We start from the raw sequence: 15,305 nt of genomic DNA, 5'->3' as shown, positions 1-15,305 counted from the left end.
GGAAATATCCTGTATATCAATAATTTTAAATCAGATATAAATAAATGAAAAACATAGCTACAGTCAAGGAGGAAATTGAGTCCAATTTTAGGCAGCAAGTACAAAATGATAAAAAAGTAAAGAATGCTTATCTGCTTGTTCATTCCGAAAAGCTAGGAATTGAAATCAATATTTCGGAAGGTAAGACGGGAGAATTTCAGGCAAATCCGAAGCAAGCCAACCACCTTGCATCCGTAGGCAAACTCTTTACAGCAACTGTCATAAGTATGCTGCACGATAAAGGGCTACTATCTTTTGAGGACAAAATTTCAAAATACCTTGATACAGAACTGATGAGTGCATTGCATGTCTATAAGGGCAAAGACTTCTCGTCTGATATCAGCATCAAAAATTTACTGAAACAAACATCGGGGTTAAATGATGTCTTTTTCCTATTACTTAAAAAGATAATGAACGACCCAAACCTTGAAATGACGGTGAGACAAGCACTGGAATGGGGAAAAACAAACCTTAAACCTGTTGGAAAGCCTGGTCAAAAACATTTTTATACAGATACAAATTATTATTTGCTGGGTTTAATCATCGAAAATATCACCAAAAAATCTTTTCACGAAGCTGTGCATGAAATGATTTTTGAGCCTTTGAAAATGGAGAATGCTTATATTAACGGTTATTCCGAACCAAAAAACAAACCCCTATATCCTCCGGCGAATATCTATCTTTTCAACACCAATTTTATCGAGAATAAAAGAGTGGCAAAGATTGATTATGCAGGAGGAGGCGTAGTGGCACCACTGAGCGAATACCTGGTTTTCATGAAAGCTTTGGTTAACGGCAAATTGGTGAAAGAAGCTACTTTGAATAAAATGATTTATGATGATATTAAAATGGGTTTCCCTGCCATAGGCTTTGATTATGGCTATTCTGTCTGGAAGCCTAAAGCCATTCCGTTGTTAATGCCTGAAAAGTATTTTTGCTGGGGGTGCGTAGGTGTTACCGGCGCCTTTATGTTCTTCCATCCGCAAACTGAAGCATATGTTATAGGTACATTCAATGATAAATCCTATACCTCTAAAGCATTGAGGTTTATGCTAAAGAAAGTTATTAAACCTTTACTGGAAATTAAATAAAGCTAAGATCATGATAATTAAACTCCCTGCAACACGTAAAATAGCAAATGGCGGGGACAGTAGTAAATTCAAGGGTTGTAGCCCTCTTCAACTTTTGTGTAACTTAACAGAAATCGCCCGAATCGCCACCTTCTTGTAGCTGCAAAACGTTATGGGCAAGCGTAGGACGACCGTAACGACAATAAAACGGTTGACAAAAAGGAATTAATAAATGGTAATTGACACAACATTTAATTTTTACACAGACGCAAATGGCGGAGACCCGGATAGCACAAGTCCGACACTTCGAGCATACCACCAATTTCTGTGGAATAAGCCTTTGCCTAACGGGGATATATTTGAACTAACTGACAAGAAAAGCGGAACTTATTTATACCATAAATCAGGACTTGGAGAATTTTCATTAGGAAGTGATGCAATTACACATTCATATAGAAATCACAAACGCAAGATTTGGCTGACTCAACAAATTCAAGACGAAGTAAAAGAGCTGTTTGACACGGGTTCGACTATTGGAGCATACACACTTTTCCCGAACAATAGAGTTGGCGGGAAACATACAATAAATCAAGCACGTGGAGTAAATAGCTTAATTGACGACAGATTTGACTTGACATTGGAGTGCATTCGACTTTTTTACTTAGGACAAGAAAGTCCGCTTTACTACACGTTATTGAGATATAAAAACTTCTTTGATTTGTTTGAAAGCTTTGAAGGATATTACAAGTTCTTTTTACTCTACGACCTTGTGGACGAAAACAAAAAAGTAAAATTCTACTTGCCATTCGACAACTTCAAAACCAAACCGACATTTTCCGAAATTAATGACTATCTGACTTATAAAAATGGAGTATTGAACTTCATTAAGGCGAGAAACAAAAGAATAGAAAACTATGCAAACCAACGAACAACAGAATAGAATGCCTGCCCATAACAGTACCCCCCCAAAAATCACCGCCTAAATGCTTAAACCATCTCCCCTCTTCTCCCAAACTTTCTCCTCACTTCCTCATCCCCCCCCAAAAAATTTGCAAATCCCCAATTTTTTCCTTAAATTTGCAAAGTGAATTTTGTGGTATGGTGGAAATAAACGAATTGGCAGTGATTTTAGAAAAAGTCTCTGCAATTAAGATAGAAATTGAGTTTGAACTATAACCAATAAAAGAGTTAAAATGAAAAAGTCCTTTTTCTTAATCGTTTTATTCATGGCAGCTATTTGCACTGCCGGAGCCGTCGAAGGTGATACCATTACTTATCTGTCAAAAAGCCAATTGGAATGGTCAGATTTCCGAATGAATCCTGATATTAGTGATTCGTCAAAACTAACATTAAACCTAACCATAGTAACCATTACTAAAGATGTAGGTTTGTGGTTTGGAACAATTACTGTTGAATCAGTTGCGGGAATACGAAGAGATTCTTCCTGGGTCAAGCCTGAATTTATGTCAGAGCAATTGCTGAAATATGCCCAGATTAAGTATGATATAGCCCACTTTTATGCTAAAGAATGTGAAAAGGAAATTAATGAGAGGAAAATAAATGCCGGTTCGACGAGAAAAATCGGTAAAATCATCCAGTCATACATTGATAAAATGAATACACAGCTTGTGAACTTTAGAATAGAAACAGCAGAAGGTGATAATAGTGAAGCAATTGATTTGTGGAGAGCTAAACTGACAAATGGAAGTATGTAGCAGCACAAGAATCAATTAAAAACCAAGTTAACAATGAGTTACTTTAAAATTTTAGGGATTGTGTTTGGTTTGGCGGCTATGCTGAAACCATTTTATATGCACCTGATTCCTTGGGACGAAAACAAATTCCTCGCCAAAGCCTACGCAAAAAAACGTCCCAAATGGATTGTGCCTGTGGCTATTGTTGGGCTGCTGTTGGTCGCATTTACATGGTATAAAGAATTGACTACCGATGTGGCTTATTCTATGGTTATTACTATTATTTTCTCGCTTACAGCCATCAAAGCACTCGTTTTCATTTTCGATTATGAAAAATTTCAAAAGTGGGTAGCCGAGATGCTCGCGGAGAAAGAGGGCAAAAAAATCGTGTTAATTGATATTGCAACAGGGATTTTTGGATTAATAGTCCTTGTTGCATCTTTGTTGATTTACTGACAAGAATTTATCCATGAAAATAATATTAAAAGAGTTTCACCCCTGAGATGTATGAGTAAAATAATAGGTTGATGAACATCACAGCCAATAAAACAAAGGACAAAATTAATTATAGCAACATTACTTTTATCAGGTAATTTCCTCTATTCACAAGTGAGAACCAATGAATAGGGAAATAAAAAACATATTAGTTACCGGTGGAGCAGGTTTTATTGGCTCAAATCTTTGTCATTTTTTGGTAGAGCAAAAGTTTAATGTTTTCTGCTTAGACAATTTTGATGATTTCTATTCGGAAGAAATAAAATTGAACAACATCACATCATTGCTAAACAATAATTCTTTTGAATTGATTAGAGGCGATATTCGGGACGGAAAACATTTGAATACAATTTTTGAAAGTAATAAAATTGGAACTGTAATTCATTTAGCTGCCAAAGCAGGTGTTAGAAATTCTATTTTTAATCCGTATAATTATTTTGACATCAATGTAAACGGAACTCTTGTTTTGCTTGAAGCAATGAAAAAGTATGGAGTAAAAAATCTTGTTTTTGCTTCGTCATCATCAGTTTACGGCAACAAAAGCGGAAAATCAAAAGAAACTGATTCTTGCAACGAGCAAATTTCACCCTATGCAGTTTCTAAGAAAACAGCAGAATTGTTGAATTACAGCTATCACGTTAATTTCAAAATGAATATTATCAATTTGAGATTGTTTAGCGTATATGGAAAAAATCAACGACCCGATTTAGTAATTCACAAGTTTTTCAATCAGATTTCGCAAAACAAACCAATAGAGATTTACGGAAATGGAGAAACAAAAAGAGATTACACATACATTGATAATGTGGTAGAAGCGTTTTACAATTCCGTTTTATACTTTGATAATCAAAATCAAAGTATTTATGAAATCATAAACATAGGTAACGATAAACCTATTTCATTGTTATTGCTTTTGGATTATATAAAAATAGCAATTCCAATCAGAAAGATTGAATTTGTAACAAAGGAGATTGTGAAAGGCGATGTGGAAACAACTCACGCAGATATTGAAAAAGCTAAGAACTTACTAAATTATAAACCGTCAGTTTCTCTTGAAAAGGGGATAAAATTGTTTTACGAATGGTTTAAAACAGAGAAAATATGACAACGATAGCGAATGAAAAAGTTCAACTTTACAGGTACTGTTTACACTTCTGCCTGTGAGTTTCCAATAGTTCTTGACGGTCACAGGTTCTGTTATAACATATGCTTTTAGGGTAAGAATTCCAATTCCCACCCCCAAATTCGAACATCTAAATTTTTTCACTATATTTGCAAATTGAATTTTAGAATGAAAATAAACGAGTTAGGTGCATGAGTAAGGAAAAAATTTCCATACGATTTTTTGATGACCGCGAGGTGCGAGCCGTGTGGGATGAAGAAAACGCCAAGTGGTGGTTTTCGGTGTTGGATATTGTAGCAGTACTTACCGACCAAGACGACTACACCAAAACCCGTAACTATTGGAAATATCTTAAAGCTAAATTAAAGAAAGAAAACAGTCAAGTGGTTAGTGTCACTACCCAGTTGAAATTTCTTGCCCCCGACGGCAAAGAGCGTTTGGCGGATATGATGGATTATCAGGGCATTATTGCTTTGGGCAAAACGTTTCCGGGTACCAAAGCCAACCGATTCATTGAATGGTTTACATTTAGCGACGAAAGCATAGACGGCAAAAGCAAAACAAAAGCATATGCACTCTTTGAAAGTTCATTTATAGACGGCATTGAAGTTGGCACAGCTAAGGGTTTGCAACAAATTCACGCTTATTTGTTTGGTGGCTTGTATGATTTTGCCGGACAAATAAGGCAAAAAAACATTTCAAAAGGTGGCTTTCAATTTGCCATATCACGATTTTTGGGCGAAACATTGCAGCGAATTGATGCAATGCCCGAAACTACTTTTGACGAAATCCTTGAAAAATATGTAGAAATGAATATTGCCCACCCTTTTATGGAAGGTAACGGCAGAAGCGCCCGAATATGGTTAGATTTGCTCCTAAAAAAACGCCTGAAAAAATGTGTAGATTGGAGTAAAATCACAAAAAATGATTACATGAACGCAATGAAGCATAGCCCAACAAACAATAGCCTTCTAAAAAAACTGTTGAACAACGCTTTAACCACCAAAATAAACGACCGCGAAATGTTTATGAAAGGAATTGACTATTCCTATTACTACGAAGAAAATGAGTAAGGGGGGAATGGATTTGGAGATTCAGTAATATTTGGTTAGATTTGTAAAGTAATTAATAACTTTATGGCGAAAATAAACGAGTTGCCGGGCATTGTAAAACGACATTCAAACAGACAATATGAACATAGAGAATATTAGACAATTCATCAAAGAGAAAGCGGAACAGTTCGGTGCCAAGACTGACAACGAATTTAATAAACCTTATGTTGAACGAAACAACACTGGACATGAAGCTTTAAAAGACAATGGAGCATATTTTGGTTTTATTCATCCAGAAGAAGAAGCTTCGGGACCGTTCCACGACTTTTCATTAACTATATTTCCAAACGACCAAGATCAACCTTGGTTAGTTTGTTTGGGTATTGGTTCTAGTGGTTTTAAAAATGATTATGAGCTTGCAACCTATCCCGGACTAAGACGACTATTTTCTAAACTTATTAATGAAAAAGGATTTTGTAAATCGGACTTTTCTGACATAGAAACAAGTTTGCCAAAGTCCATCACTGGCAGCCTAGATTTAGAACACATAAAAAACACAATAAAGACTTACACAAAAGTTTTACCAGCTTGCCAAATTGTTGATGACCCTGAAAGCGAAGAAGGCAAGAAAACAATTGCAGCATTTGTAGCAGGTTATGCAAAACTTAGAGACTGGTCATCAAACAAAGACCACCGAAGGGCTATATCAGAAGCTTTGGAACCTTTCGTTAAGGCAGATGCAATTGATGAAGCAGAAGAAATAAAAAATCTTTTGAACGAAAGAAAATATATTGTACTTCAAGGACCTCCTGGGACTGGGAAAACAAGAACAGCAAAAGAAGTTGCAGAAAAAATTAAAGCAAAAACATTTTTCACCCAGTTCCACGCGGAGACTAGTTTTTCAGATTTTATTTTTGGTATTCGCCCAGATTTAAACAATAAAGAACTTAGCTACAAAGAAAATTTGGGAAGTTTTACCGAGGCTTTGAAGTATGCGAAAGAACACGAGAATGAAAAAGTTCTTTTGATAATTGACGAAATAAACAGAGCAAATCTTTCGAATGTTTTAGGACCCATTTTCTATTTGTTTGAACACAAAATGGACAAATCAAATGTTGAAATTGAAATTTCTCCTGGTTTCAAGATTAACAAACTCCCGAATAACTTTACTGTAATCGCTACAATGAACACTGCTGATAGAAGCTTGGCGGTTGTTGACTTTGCGTTACGTAGACGATTTGCTTGGTATACATTAAAACCTAAGGCCATTATTTCAAAACAATTCTTCAAAGTTGATTTTACAAGAATTCAAGAAATATTTGAATGGTACGCTTCAAGTAGTGAATTGTCATTGCAACCGGGCCAAGGTTACTTTATTGCAGACAGCGAAGAGGAAATGACAAACCGTATCAAGTACGAAATATTCCCATTGATAAAAGAATATTTACAAGAAGGGTTGATTAGAAATACCAAAGAAGAATTTAATAATTATTTCGCTACTCGAATAAACAAATCACTTTTTGAATGAGCAAGCCATTAGATGTTTTCTGTGAAGTGCCTTGCTTAACTGAACAATCAAGACAGTTAAGTGGAATTGCTTTACAAAAAAAATGGTTTAAATCGGCTGACAAAAGAATTATTGGCCAGTACATCCAAAAGTTTATAGACTATAACTCATCACAATTTAAGTTCATAGGCGTTCAACAGCTATTATTGGCTCTGACAAAATACCTCATTGACTTTTCGTTCTTCCAGCTTCATCGGTACCATTCCCTTAGAGCATCTGACACCGGAAAGCAAATAGGTGATTTTGTTGTAATGCCAAGGTTTACTGGGTGTGACCGTTTTGAAGATTACATTGAAATTCTGAATTTACTTGGAACAGAAATAAGCCCGGAAGTTATTGACAGCTTACCGCTTGCTTCTGGTAAAAACTTCCGACCACCGTTATATTTAGAAGCAGTGAAATTCATTGCTTCTCTTGAAGCATTACTTTCAAGACCTTGGCGTAAGTTTGACAATATCGAAAAAATATCCAGCCAACCCACTGGACAAATCAATTGGAACAAATACATCAACAACGAATACAAAATTGAAAATCGTTTAAGGTTTCCAACCCGAAAAAATATTTTAAGTGAATTTCATAGCGAATATGCTGAAGTACGGTATGTATTTGACATTTGTAAGAACGAGTTGCTTTCATCCAACACGCCACAAAGAATAAAAAACACAATCCGTGTAAAGTTGAGTTTCATTGAAGAAAAATTGTATTACCATACACCTAAAGCGACAAATAATATTGTTATCAAATCATCTGACAGCCCAACAGTAAAAACGTGTAAAGCACAAGCTAATAAAATTCTAAACTTTAATTTGGTTGACAGTACAGCATGGAGAGTAGACTTCTCAGATGTTTTTGAAAAATTCGTTCAACATATTTTCAAAGCAGTTGCTAAAGAGACTGGAGGGAAATTATTTGTAAATTTCAAATTCCACTCACGAACTTCTAAGCATTATTCTTGGGAACTAAAACACATTGAACCAGACGCTATTTATCAAAAGGAAAACCTTTTAGTATTCATAGACGCTAAGTACAAATCAAATCTTTATAACAAGTTCGACAATAGCGAAACTCTGAAAGACGACCACAGACACGATTTACACCAAATTATGGCCTATACATCTTTTAGTAAGACAGACTTTAAATATGGGTTTCTTTGTTATCCATCAGACCAATTAGAATTGAAAAAAATAAAATATAAGAACGGAATTAACGAAGTAACAAACACGGTTTTAGTAATGGGTATTCCATTAAAAAAAGACAGCATCAATGAAGCAAAGCGACTACTAACAAATGAACTTAATGAGCTTGAGAGAAGAACAACGACCCGGTAACAGCACCTACCCAAATGGAACGCTTCAGTGCATTCATGCTTCTTCCTTCTCCCAAACTCTCTCCTCACTTCCACCCTCTCTATAAATTTGCACATCTAACTTTTTTCACTATATTTGCAAAGTGAATTTTTTGGAATTGATTACTTAAATAAACATTAGGAATCTATGAAAACAAATTATTTGAATTTAATCGTAATTGCAACTATAATGATTGCAATGAGTGGTAATCTACTAGCGCAAGATGATGCCGACGGATGCAATGACCATTCACTGTTCAACCGAATGCCAAACTATTATTTGTTTGACTGCGCCGAGGTCGAATTTGGCTCTATGAAATTCCCTGTGGGCGCTCCGAACCCTGATAATGATAACTTAATGAAATCGGAGAATATTGAAGGGAAAATTATGGTATTTAATTACAGTTTGATTGAAGATGCAAAAGCTGCTTCGGGCTTGCAAATTTTCCGTAATTTCCAGAACGCGGCGAAGCAGAAGGGCGGTGTCATCCAAGGCGAATATCAAGGTTGGTGCACAGGAACCTACGAGTTTAGCGGGTCAAATATCAACGGTGGCACGATTCCCTTTGGCAATAGCTGTACAAATTGGGGGCAAACTATTAAATTCGCCAGTGACAGCAAAGAAATTTGGGTTTACATTCAGATGAACGGCGATGGCGAAGGGTATGATATGGTAATTGCTGAAAAAGAAGCTATGATTCAAGATATTCAAGCCAACGAAATGTTCGACAAAATTAATGCCGGCGAAGCCCTGGCTCTATATATCAACTTTGAAACAGGGAAATCTGCTATCAAAAGTGATTCGCAGGATATTGTTGATGAATTGTATATGATGCTCAGCGACAATCCGGCATTGAATATTATCATCGAAGGACATACTGATAACGTCGGCAACTCTACGGCAAATCAAAAGCTATCCGAGCAGCGTGCAGCAAGTGTAAAAACTGCACTCGTCAGCAAGGGCATTGCATCAGACCGCATCAAAAGTGTTGGCTTTGGTCAACTCAAACCCGTCGCTGACAATTCCACCGATGACGGAAAAGCCAAAAACAGACGTGTCGAGATTAGAAAGCAGTAATCATAATTGCTAACAGAACCGAAATTATGTAAGCGGGTTTCAGTGATTTTCGTATCTGAGTAGCCCGCTTACTTTTCGCACCCACTACACTCTCCGGCTTTCCCCTGACTCATCAAATCCGCGATCCCAATCATAGTCTTCGCTATTCTGCTCGGTAACAATGAAATTTTGGTAGAGAATATAAATTTGTTAATAAAGAGATATTTTAGTATGTTTGCTTTTAGTTTTTTGAAAGTAAGTAGATATAAATTAGTCATGTTGCATAATAAACTAGCATACATCCTGATAAATATTTACATAAAAGACTTAGAAGGAAGATTGGATGGACAAACAACGTCTTCAATGATGGACCTTGAAATCATTGGAAATCTCAGAGAAGATTTTGCGATGAATGTGCATTTTGAAGATATAGGAGAATCATTTTGGTTTACAGAGTAGTTAGTTGAGCATTTGGATAACGGACAAGGAGCAGAAATAACTCTTGATGGAATTAATTTAAAATGGACTAAGGGAGAAAATTGTGAATGGATTGAAAAAGATACAATTTTAACAAACACGAAACATAAACTCGAACATAATCAAACTAAGAACAAGAATTGGTGGATATTTTGGAAGAAAAATGAATAACGACACTACAATAGCATATACAACTTATGACAGGTGAAGTGGTGGTTAAATCAAGAGCTTTGTGGCTCGTCTCAAGTTTAGTGCTTGGCAGACAGTTTCGTGTTCAAAAAACCACACATTTCTTTGCCTCAAAACGTTAAGAACAAATCAAAAACAGAAAATGTCAAAATTAATCATGAAAAAAAAACCTTTAATAGTATTTAAATATGGTGGGAACGCCATGACTAACGATTCGCTGAAGGTGAGACTTTTAGAAAATATTGTGGCATTATGTAAAAATGGATTTAATGTAATCATTTCACATGGTGGTGGTCCTTTTATAAAAAAAATGCTCAATGAAGTAAAGCTTGAGTCTGAGTTTGTAGATGGTCTGAGAGTGACAACACCTCAAGCTTTCGATTATATTGAAATGGTTCTTAAAGGTAAAGTTAACAGTGATTTGGTAAACACGATTAACAAACTAAATCATAAAGCCGTAGGGTTATCGGGCATAGATGGTAAAACAATTATGGCAAAAAAACGTAAACATAACAAAATAGTTAATGGAAAAGAAGAGCTTATTGATTTGGGTCGTGTTGGTGATGTAAGCAAAATAAACCCTGTATTAATTGACCTATTGCTTCAAAATGATTTTATTCCGGTAATTGCTTGCATAGCTGCTGATGAAAATGGAATCGGATATAACATAAATGGTGACACTTTTGCAGGCACCTTGGCAGGCGAATTAAAGGCAGAACAATTTATTGTGTTGACGGATGTAGATGGGTTATTAAGAGACAAAGATAATCCGGAATCAATCATCAAGACCATTAACTTTGCAGAATTAGAAATACTGAAAGCTGATGGAATCATTCAAGGTGGTATGATTCCCAAAATAGAAGCCTGCCAAATTGCTATTAATAAAGGGGCTAAAACAGCCAAAATACTAAATGGGACTAAACCCGAACAAATATTAACATTAGATGAAAATAAGTTTGGAACTTTAATTTATAAATAATAAGATGAGAATAATGGAAACTACCAATAAATATTACACAGAATTAGACAATCAGTATTATCTAAAAACATTTAAAAGGTACCCAATAACATTAGATCGAGGTCATGGAAGCCATGTTTGGGATGTAGAAGGCAAGAAGTATATTGATGCTTTAGGTGGGATCGCAGTGAATTCAATAGGTCATAGTCATCCTGTACTGGTTAAAGCAATACAAGACCAGGCAACGAAATTAATTCATATTTCAAATTTTTACTTAAGCGTTCCTCAGGTGCAGCTTTCAAAAAAATTGGTTGAGTTATCCGGTTTAGATCGCGTTTTCTTTACAAATAGTGGAGCTGAATCTGTAGAAGGAGCTATAAAAATTGCGAGAAAATATGCCCATAGTATCGGAAGAGGTGGAGAAATTATTTCTTTTGAAGGCGCTTTTCATGGGCGTACACTCGCAACAATCGCTGCAACAGGGAAAAAGGAAATGCAGCAAGGTTTTGAACCAATTCCAAATGGTTTTAAGCAAGTTCCTTTTAATAATATTGAGGTTGCAAAAAATGCAGTTAACCAAGACACGGCTGCATTTATAATTGAACCCATACAAGGAGAAGGTGGCATTAACATTGCTGATACAACTTTTCTAAAAGAATTGCGAGATTTTTGCAACCGGCAAAATATTGTTCTAATTTTCGACGAAATACAGTGTGGCATTGGAAGAACCGGAAAAATGTTTGCATACGAGCATTTTGATGTAAAGCCAGATATAATGGCTCTTGCAAAGGCATTGGGTGGTGGTGTGCCTATTGGAGCAATCTTATCTAATGAAAAAGTCGCCTCTGCTATAGATTTTGGCGATCACGGGACCACTTTTGGTGGTAATCCGCTTGCCTGTGCTGCTTCATTAGCTTGTTTAAAAATAATTGATACTGAAAAACTGCTCGTTAAAGCTGAAGAAAACGGAAACTGGTTCAAGGACAAAATAAAGCAACTAAACAATCCGGACATTAAGGAGATTAGAGGAATAGGTTTAATGATTGGTATTGTATTTGACTTTGAAACCAAACCATTGGTAGCAAAGATGCTTGAAAATGGAGTTTTAGCTAATGCTACAGCAGGCAATGTATTGCGAATTGTACCTCCGTTAAATATAAGTATTTCGGATTTAGAAGTGATTGTCGAAGTTTTAAAGAAATCATTAATCGAGATAAAAGAAAATGGATAAAAAGAAAATAGGCATTATCGGCGCTACAGGCTATACCGGCTCAGAGTTGGTTCGAATACTTAAAAATCACCCTGATGTGGAAATACATTTGATAACATCTGAAAGCCGTGCAGGTGAACGTTTCTCGGATGTCCATCCTTTTTTTCAAGGAATTGAAGAACAGGAGCTACAATCAATAAATCAAATTGAGAACTACGACTTAGATTTGGTTTTTTTAGCATTACCACATGGTGTTTCCATGGAATTTGTAAAAAAATTTCACGATAAACCTTTCAGTATTATTGACCTTTCGGGCGATTTTAGACTAAAGCCGAAAGTTGTATATGAAGAATGGTATAAAATGGAGCATATTTATCCTAAAGGCATCGATGATGCTGTATTCGGAATTCCTGAATTGTTTGCTGATGAAATAAAAAATGCAAAGTTGATTGCAAATCCCGGATGTTTTCCAACTTCTGCAATTTTAGGAGCGGCACCTTTAGTTATAGAAGGCTACGTTGAAACAAATTATATTATCGTAGATTCTAAATCAGGTGTAACCGGAGCAGGAATAAAATCGAAGCCTGTTAACTTATTTTCAAATGTAAATGATAATTTTAGAGCTTATGGCATTATGAATCATAGGCATACAATTGAAATTCAAAACACATTAGAGCATATCTCAAAGCAAGAAACAATAGTTCAGTTTACACCACATTTACTACCCGTTGACCGAGGCATTTTATCAACTATTTATTTACGTCCGAAAAAAGCGTTCAATAAAAAAACACTAACCGATGTTTACGAAAGTTTTTACAAAGACAAACCATTTGTACGCATGCGAAATCAAGCTCCTGCAATAAAAGATGTAAGAGGCACAAATTATTGTGATATTCATCTATGTTTTGACGAAAGAACAAATATGATAATTATTGTTAGTGTAATTGACAATTTGGTAAAAGGAGCAGCAGGACAAGCTGTACAAAATATGAATATCATTTTTGGATTGGATGAAAAAAGCGGTTTAATCCAAATACCTATGAATCCTTAAGAAATGTTAAATAGTGTTTATTTTATAAAGAGAAGATTATGATTAAAAATATTACAAACGTCAGAGGTATAAAATGCTGGGGAGCTCATACCGGAGTTAAATCTTTAAGACGGGATTTAGCTATTATTTATTCGGAAGTTCCTGCAAGTGCAGCAGCAGTTTTTACTCAAAACCAGGTAGTGGCAGCTCCAATTACCTTATCGAAAAGACACATTAAAGATGGAAAAGCACAAGCTATCGTTATTAATTCCGGTAACGCCAATGCTGCTACCGGTGAACAAGGAATGCAAGGGGCAGAAGCCATGGCTCAGACTTTGGCTGACGAATTAGGAATAGATAAAGAGATGGTTTTAGTATCATCAACAGGGATTATCGGAGAGCCGTTTCCTACTGAAGAAATCATCAAGGGGATAAAAGAAAATGCTAACAAACTTTCAACCAATTCTAATGCAGGCTCTTTTGTTGCGAATGCAATTTTAACTACAGACACTTTTGCCAAAGAGGGATTTGTAGAATTTGATGTAGGCGGTTACGAAGTTAATATGGGCGGAATTGCAAAGGGGTCCGGAATGATACATCCTAATATGGCTACAATGCTGGCATTTATTCTCTGTGACGTCTCGATAGACTCAACTTTACTTCAAAAACTGGTAAAAGAAACAGTGGATAAAACTTTTAATATGATTACTGTTGATGGTGATACTTCGACGAACGATATGGTGGTTGTTTTAGCAAATGGACTCGCAAACAATAATAAATTAGAAACAAAAAAAGATATCGGTTATCAAAATTTCAAAAAGAAACTTGAAGAAATGATGATTCATCTTGCCAAACAAATTGTTTCAGATGGTGAAGGGGCTTCAAAACACATAGAATACGAAATCGTAAATGCAAAAAGTGAATATATTGCTCGCACATTAATTCGTGCCATCTCAACATCATCATTGGTTAAAACCGCTATGTTTGGCAGAGACCCCAATTGGGGCAGAATAATTTCTGCAGCAGGAAATGCTAATGTTTCGTTTAATTATGAAAATGTTGAATTGTATCTTGGTTCAGAAGAAGAAATTATAAAAGTTCTGGATAAAGGAAAGCCTGAAAATTTCGATAGAAACTATATGAAAAAGTTGTTGCGAGAGAGTCATATTAAAATAAAAATCGATATGAATGAAGGTAAAGCGAAAGCAAAAGGCTGGGGAACAGACCTAACAACTGATTATGTTTTGTTTAATTCTGTTTATACTACATGATTATTTAGATGATAAACATAGTACAGGCATAAACCACTTACAACTTGCTAACGGACAAAAAACATTGTCGGTATCGTTGGCTATTCAAAGATTTGTACTTACTTGCAATTTCGTCCAAATTTGAATATTAAATTTTTCACTATATTTGTAGCGTGAGTTTTAGAGAAATGGGGTAAATAAAAGAGTTGGGTACGCAATTAATACAACCAATTTTTTAACATTTAGATAACAAATAAAAAACTATATGACAAGAATTGAAAACTTAGAAACGTTACTTGTAGCGGATAACAAGAACGACAGCATTATTGAACTAGACAACTTCATTGCCGACCTCTGTTCTTATGGGGACGCAATGGATAAGTTGTCCGGACCGCAGAAACAATTTTACTATAATCAATGCTTAGAAAGAGAAGTTAATAATGGTGGGTTTAATCAATATTTCATCAACTCAAGTGGCGGCTTTGCTCATCAGACCGTACATTCATTGCGGACAATTGGTGCGAACACAACTGCCGGCATTTTACAAAAAGCTATTGACCAGTTTCCTAATAAAATTGTTCCTCAAGACTCGGTAGAAAGAATTGAATTAGTTGAACAGATTGAAGAAACAGCAAATGAAGTTTGGGAAGAACTTGACCAAAAATTCTTTACATACGAAGACGATTTGAACACGTTGAATATTAATTTTATTAGACAAAATAAAGACAATTTCTAACTTGATAAATAGA

General features: G+C 35.5%; 15 protein-coding genes. All 15 read left to right on the top strand.

Annotated features, from left to right (window positions below):
* Positions 1-44: 44 nt before the first annotated feature.
* The 15 genes from M9949_02030 (at position 45) to M9949_01960 (ending at position 15,292) form a co-directional block, all read left to right on the top strand.
* Positions 45-1,130, top strand: coding sequence for a beta-lactamase family protein (locus M9949_02030; protein ID MCO5250183.1), 1,086 nt, complete (start codon positions 45-47; stop codon positions 1,128-1,130).
* Between the two features lie 211 nt (positions 1,131-1,341).
* Positions 1,342-2,049 (top strand): hypothetical protein, encoded by a 708-nt coding sequence (locus tag M9949_02025; protein MCO5250182.1) that lies wholly within the window; start codon positions 1,342-1,344, stop codon positions 2,047-2,049.
* A 253-nt stretch (positions 2,050-2,302) separates the two neighbouring features.
* On the top strand, positions 2,303-2,824 hold the full coding sequence (locus M9949_02020; protein ID MCO5250181.1) for a hypothetical protein: 522 nt from the start codon (positions 2,303-2,305) through the stop codon (positions 2,822-2,824).
* 33 nt (positions 2,825-2,857) lie between these two features.
* Positions 2,858-3,259, top strand: a complete 402-nt coding sequence (locus M9949_02015; GenBank protein ID MCO5250180.1) for a hypothetical protein — start codon at positions 2,858-2,860, stop codon at positions 3,257-3,259.
* A 163-nt stretch (positions 3,260-3,422) separates the two neighbouring features.
* The gene (locus M9949_02010; GenBank protein ID MCO5250179.1) at positions 3,423-4,403 is read left to right on the top strand and encodes a GDP-mannose 4,6-dehydratase; all 981 of its coding nucleotides are present in this window, start codon (positions 3,423-3,425) and stop codon (positions 4,401-4,403) included.
* A gap of 209 nt (positions 4,404-4,612) precedes the next feature.
* Positions 4,613-5,494 (top strand): Fic family protein, encoded by an 882-nt coding sequence (locus M9949_02005; protein ID MCO5250178.1) that lies wholly within the window; start codon positions 4,613-4,615, stop codon positions 5,492-5,494.
* Between the two features lie 118 nt (positions 5,495-5,612).
* Positions 5,613-7,001: an AAA family ATPase gene (locus M9949_02000; protein MCO5250177.1), complete on the top strand. Its 1,389-nt coding sequence runs from the start codon at positions 5,613-5,615 to the stop codon at positions 6,999-7,001.
* Positions 6,998-8,368: a hypothetical protein gene (locus M9949_01995; GenBank protein MCO5250176.1), complete on the top strand. Its 1,371-nt coding sequence runs from the start codon at positions 6,998-7,000 to the stop codon at positions 8,366-8,368. Before M9949_02000 ends, M9949_01995 begins: the two co-directional genes overlap by 4 nt.
* Before the next feature lie 165 nt (positions 8,369-8,533).
* Positions 8,534-9,463 (top strand): OmpA family protein, encoded by a 930-nt coding sequence (locus M9949_01990; GenBank protein ID MCO5250175.1) that lies wholly within the window; start codon positions 8,534-8,536, stop codon positions 9,461-9,463.
* Between the two features lie 210 nt (positions 9,464-9,673).
* Positions 9,674-9,901 carry a hypothetical protein gene (locus M9949_01985; protein ID MCO5250174.1) on the top strand — a complete coding sequence of 76 codons (228 nt, stop codon included), beginning with the start codon at positions 9,674-9,676 and terminating at the stop codon, positions 9,899-9,901.
* Positions 9,902-10,265: 364 nt separating this feature from the next.
* The gene (gene argB, locus M9949_01980) at positions 10,266-11,087 is read left to right on the top strand and encodes an acetylglutamate kinase (protein MCO5250173.1); all 822 of its coding nucleotides are present in this window, start codon (positions 10,266-10,268) and stop codon (positions 11,085-11,087) included.
* Positions 11,088-11,100: 13 nt separating this feature from the next.
* Positions 11,101-12,297 (top strand): aspartate aminotransferase family protein, encoded by a 1,197-nt coding sequence (locus M9949_01975; GenBank protein MCO5250172.1) that lies wholly within the window; start codon positions 11,101-11,103, stop codon positions 12,295-12,297.
* On the top strand, positions 12,290-13,327 hold the full coding sequence (argC, locus tag M9949_01970; GenBank protein ID MCO5250171.1) for an N-acetyl-gamma-glutamyl-phosphate reductase: 1,038 nt from the start codon (positions 12,290-12,292) through the stop codon (positions 13,325-13,327). The genes M9949_01975 and argC overlap by 8 nt, the downstream gene beginning before the upstream one ends.
* 38 nt (positions 13,328-13,365) lie before the next feature.
* Positions 13,366-14,577: a bifunctional glutamate N-acetyltransferase/amino-acid acetyltransferase ArgJ gene (gene argJ, locus M9949_01965; GenBank protein MCO5250170.1), complete on the top strand. Its 1,212-nt coding sequence runs from the start codon at positions 13,366-13,368 to the stop codon at positions 14,575-14,577.
* 244 nt (positions 14,578-14,821) lie between these two features.
* Positions 14,822-15,292, top strand: a complete 471-nt coding sequence (locus M9949_01960) for a DMP19 family protein (GenBank protein MCO5250169.1) — start codon at positions 14,822-14,824, stop codon at positions 15,290-15,292.
* The last annotated feature ends 13 nt before the right edge of the window (positions 15,293-15,305 follow it).

The sequence above is a fragment of the Candidatus Kapaibacterium sp. genome (genome assembly GCA_023957315.1).
GTDB lineage: Bacteria > Bacteroidota > Ignavibacteria > Kapaibacteriales > UBA2268 > PGYU01.
The sequence above is the reverse complement of the archived record's forward strand: the minus strand, read 5'-3'. Positions and strand labels throughout refer to the sequence as shown.

Excerpts from the sequence above, each read along its gene's own strand:
- M9949_02010 (MCO5250179.1), top strand. The coding sequence starts at position 3,423 with ATGAATAGGGAAATAAAAAACATATTAGTTACCGGTGGAGCAGGTTTT.
- M9949_02020 (MCO5250181.1), top strand. The coding sequence starts at position 2,303 with ATGAAAAAGTCCTTTTTCTTAATCGTTTTATTCATGGCAGCTATTTGC.
- argJ (MCO5250170.1), top strand. The coding sequence starts at position 13,366 with ATGATTAAAAATATTACAAACGTCAGAGGTATAAAATGCTGGGGAGCT.
- M9949_01990 (MCO5250175.1), top strand. The coding sequence starts at position 8,534 with ATGAAAACAAATTATTTGAATTTAATCGTAATTGCAACTATAATGATT.
- M9949_01975 (MCO5250172.1), top strand. The coding sequence starts at position 11,101 with ATGGAAACTACCAATAAATATTACACAGAATTAGACAATCAGTATTAT.
- argB (MCO5250173.1), top strand. The coding sequence starts at position 10,266 with ATGAAAAAAAAACCTTTAATAGTATTTAAATATGGTGGGAACGCCATG.
- M9949_02025 (MCO5250182.1), top strand. The coding sequence starts at position 1,342 with ATGGTAATTGACACAACATTTAATTTTTACACAGACGCAAATGGCGGA.
- M9949_02000 (MCO5250177.1), top strand. The coding sequence starts at position 5,613 with ATGAACATAGAGAATATTAGACAATTCATCAAAGAGAAAGCGGAACAG.
- M9949_02015 (MCO5250180.1), top strand. The coding sequence starts at position 2,858 with ATGAGTTACTTTAAAATTTTAGGGATTGTGTTTGGTTTGGCGGCTATG.
- M9949_01960 (MCO5250169.1), top strand. The coding sequence starts at position 14,822 with ATGACAAGAATTGAAAACTTAGAAACGTTACTTGTAGCGGATAACAAG.
- M9949_01995 (MCO5250176.1), top strand. The coding sequence starts at position 6,998 with ATGAGCAAGCCATTAGATGTTTTCTGTGAAGTGCCTTGCTTAACTGAA.
- M9949_02005 (MCO5250178.1), top strand. The coding sequence starts at position 4,613 with ATGAGTAAGGAAAAAATTTCCATACGATTTTTTGATGACCGCGAGGTG.
- M9949_01985 (MCO5250174.1), top strand. The coding sequence starts at position 9,674 with ATGTTTGCTTTTAGTTTTTTGAAAGTAAGTAGATATAAATTAGTCATG.
- M9949_02030 (MCO5250183.1), top strand. The coding sequence starts at position 45 with ATGAAAAACATAGCTACAGTCAAGGAGGAAATTGAGTCCAATTTTAGG.
- argC (MCO5250171.1), top strand. The coding sequence starts at position 12,290 with ATGGATAAAAAGAAAATAGGCATTATCGGCGCTACAGGCTATACCGGC.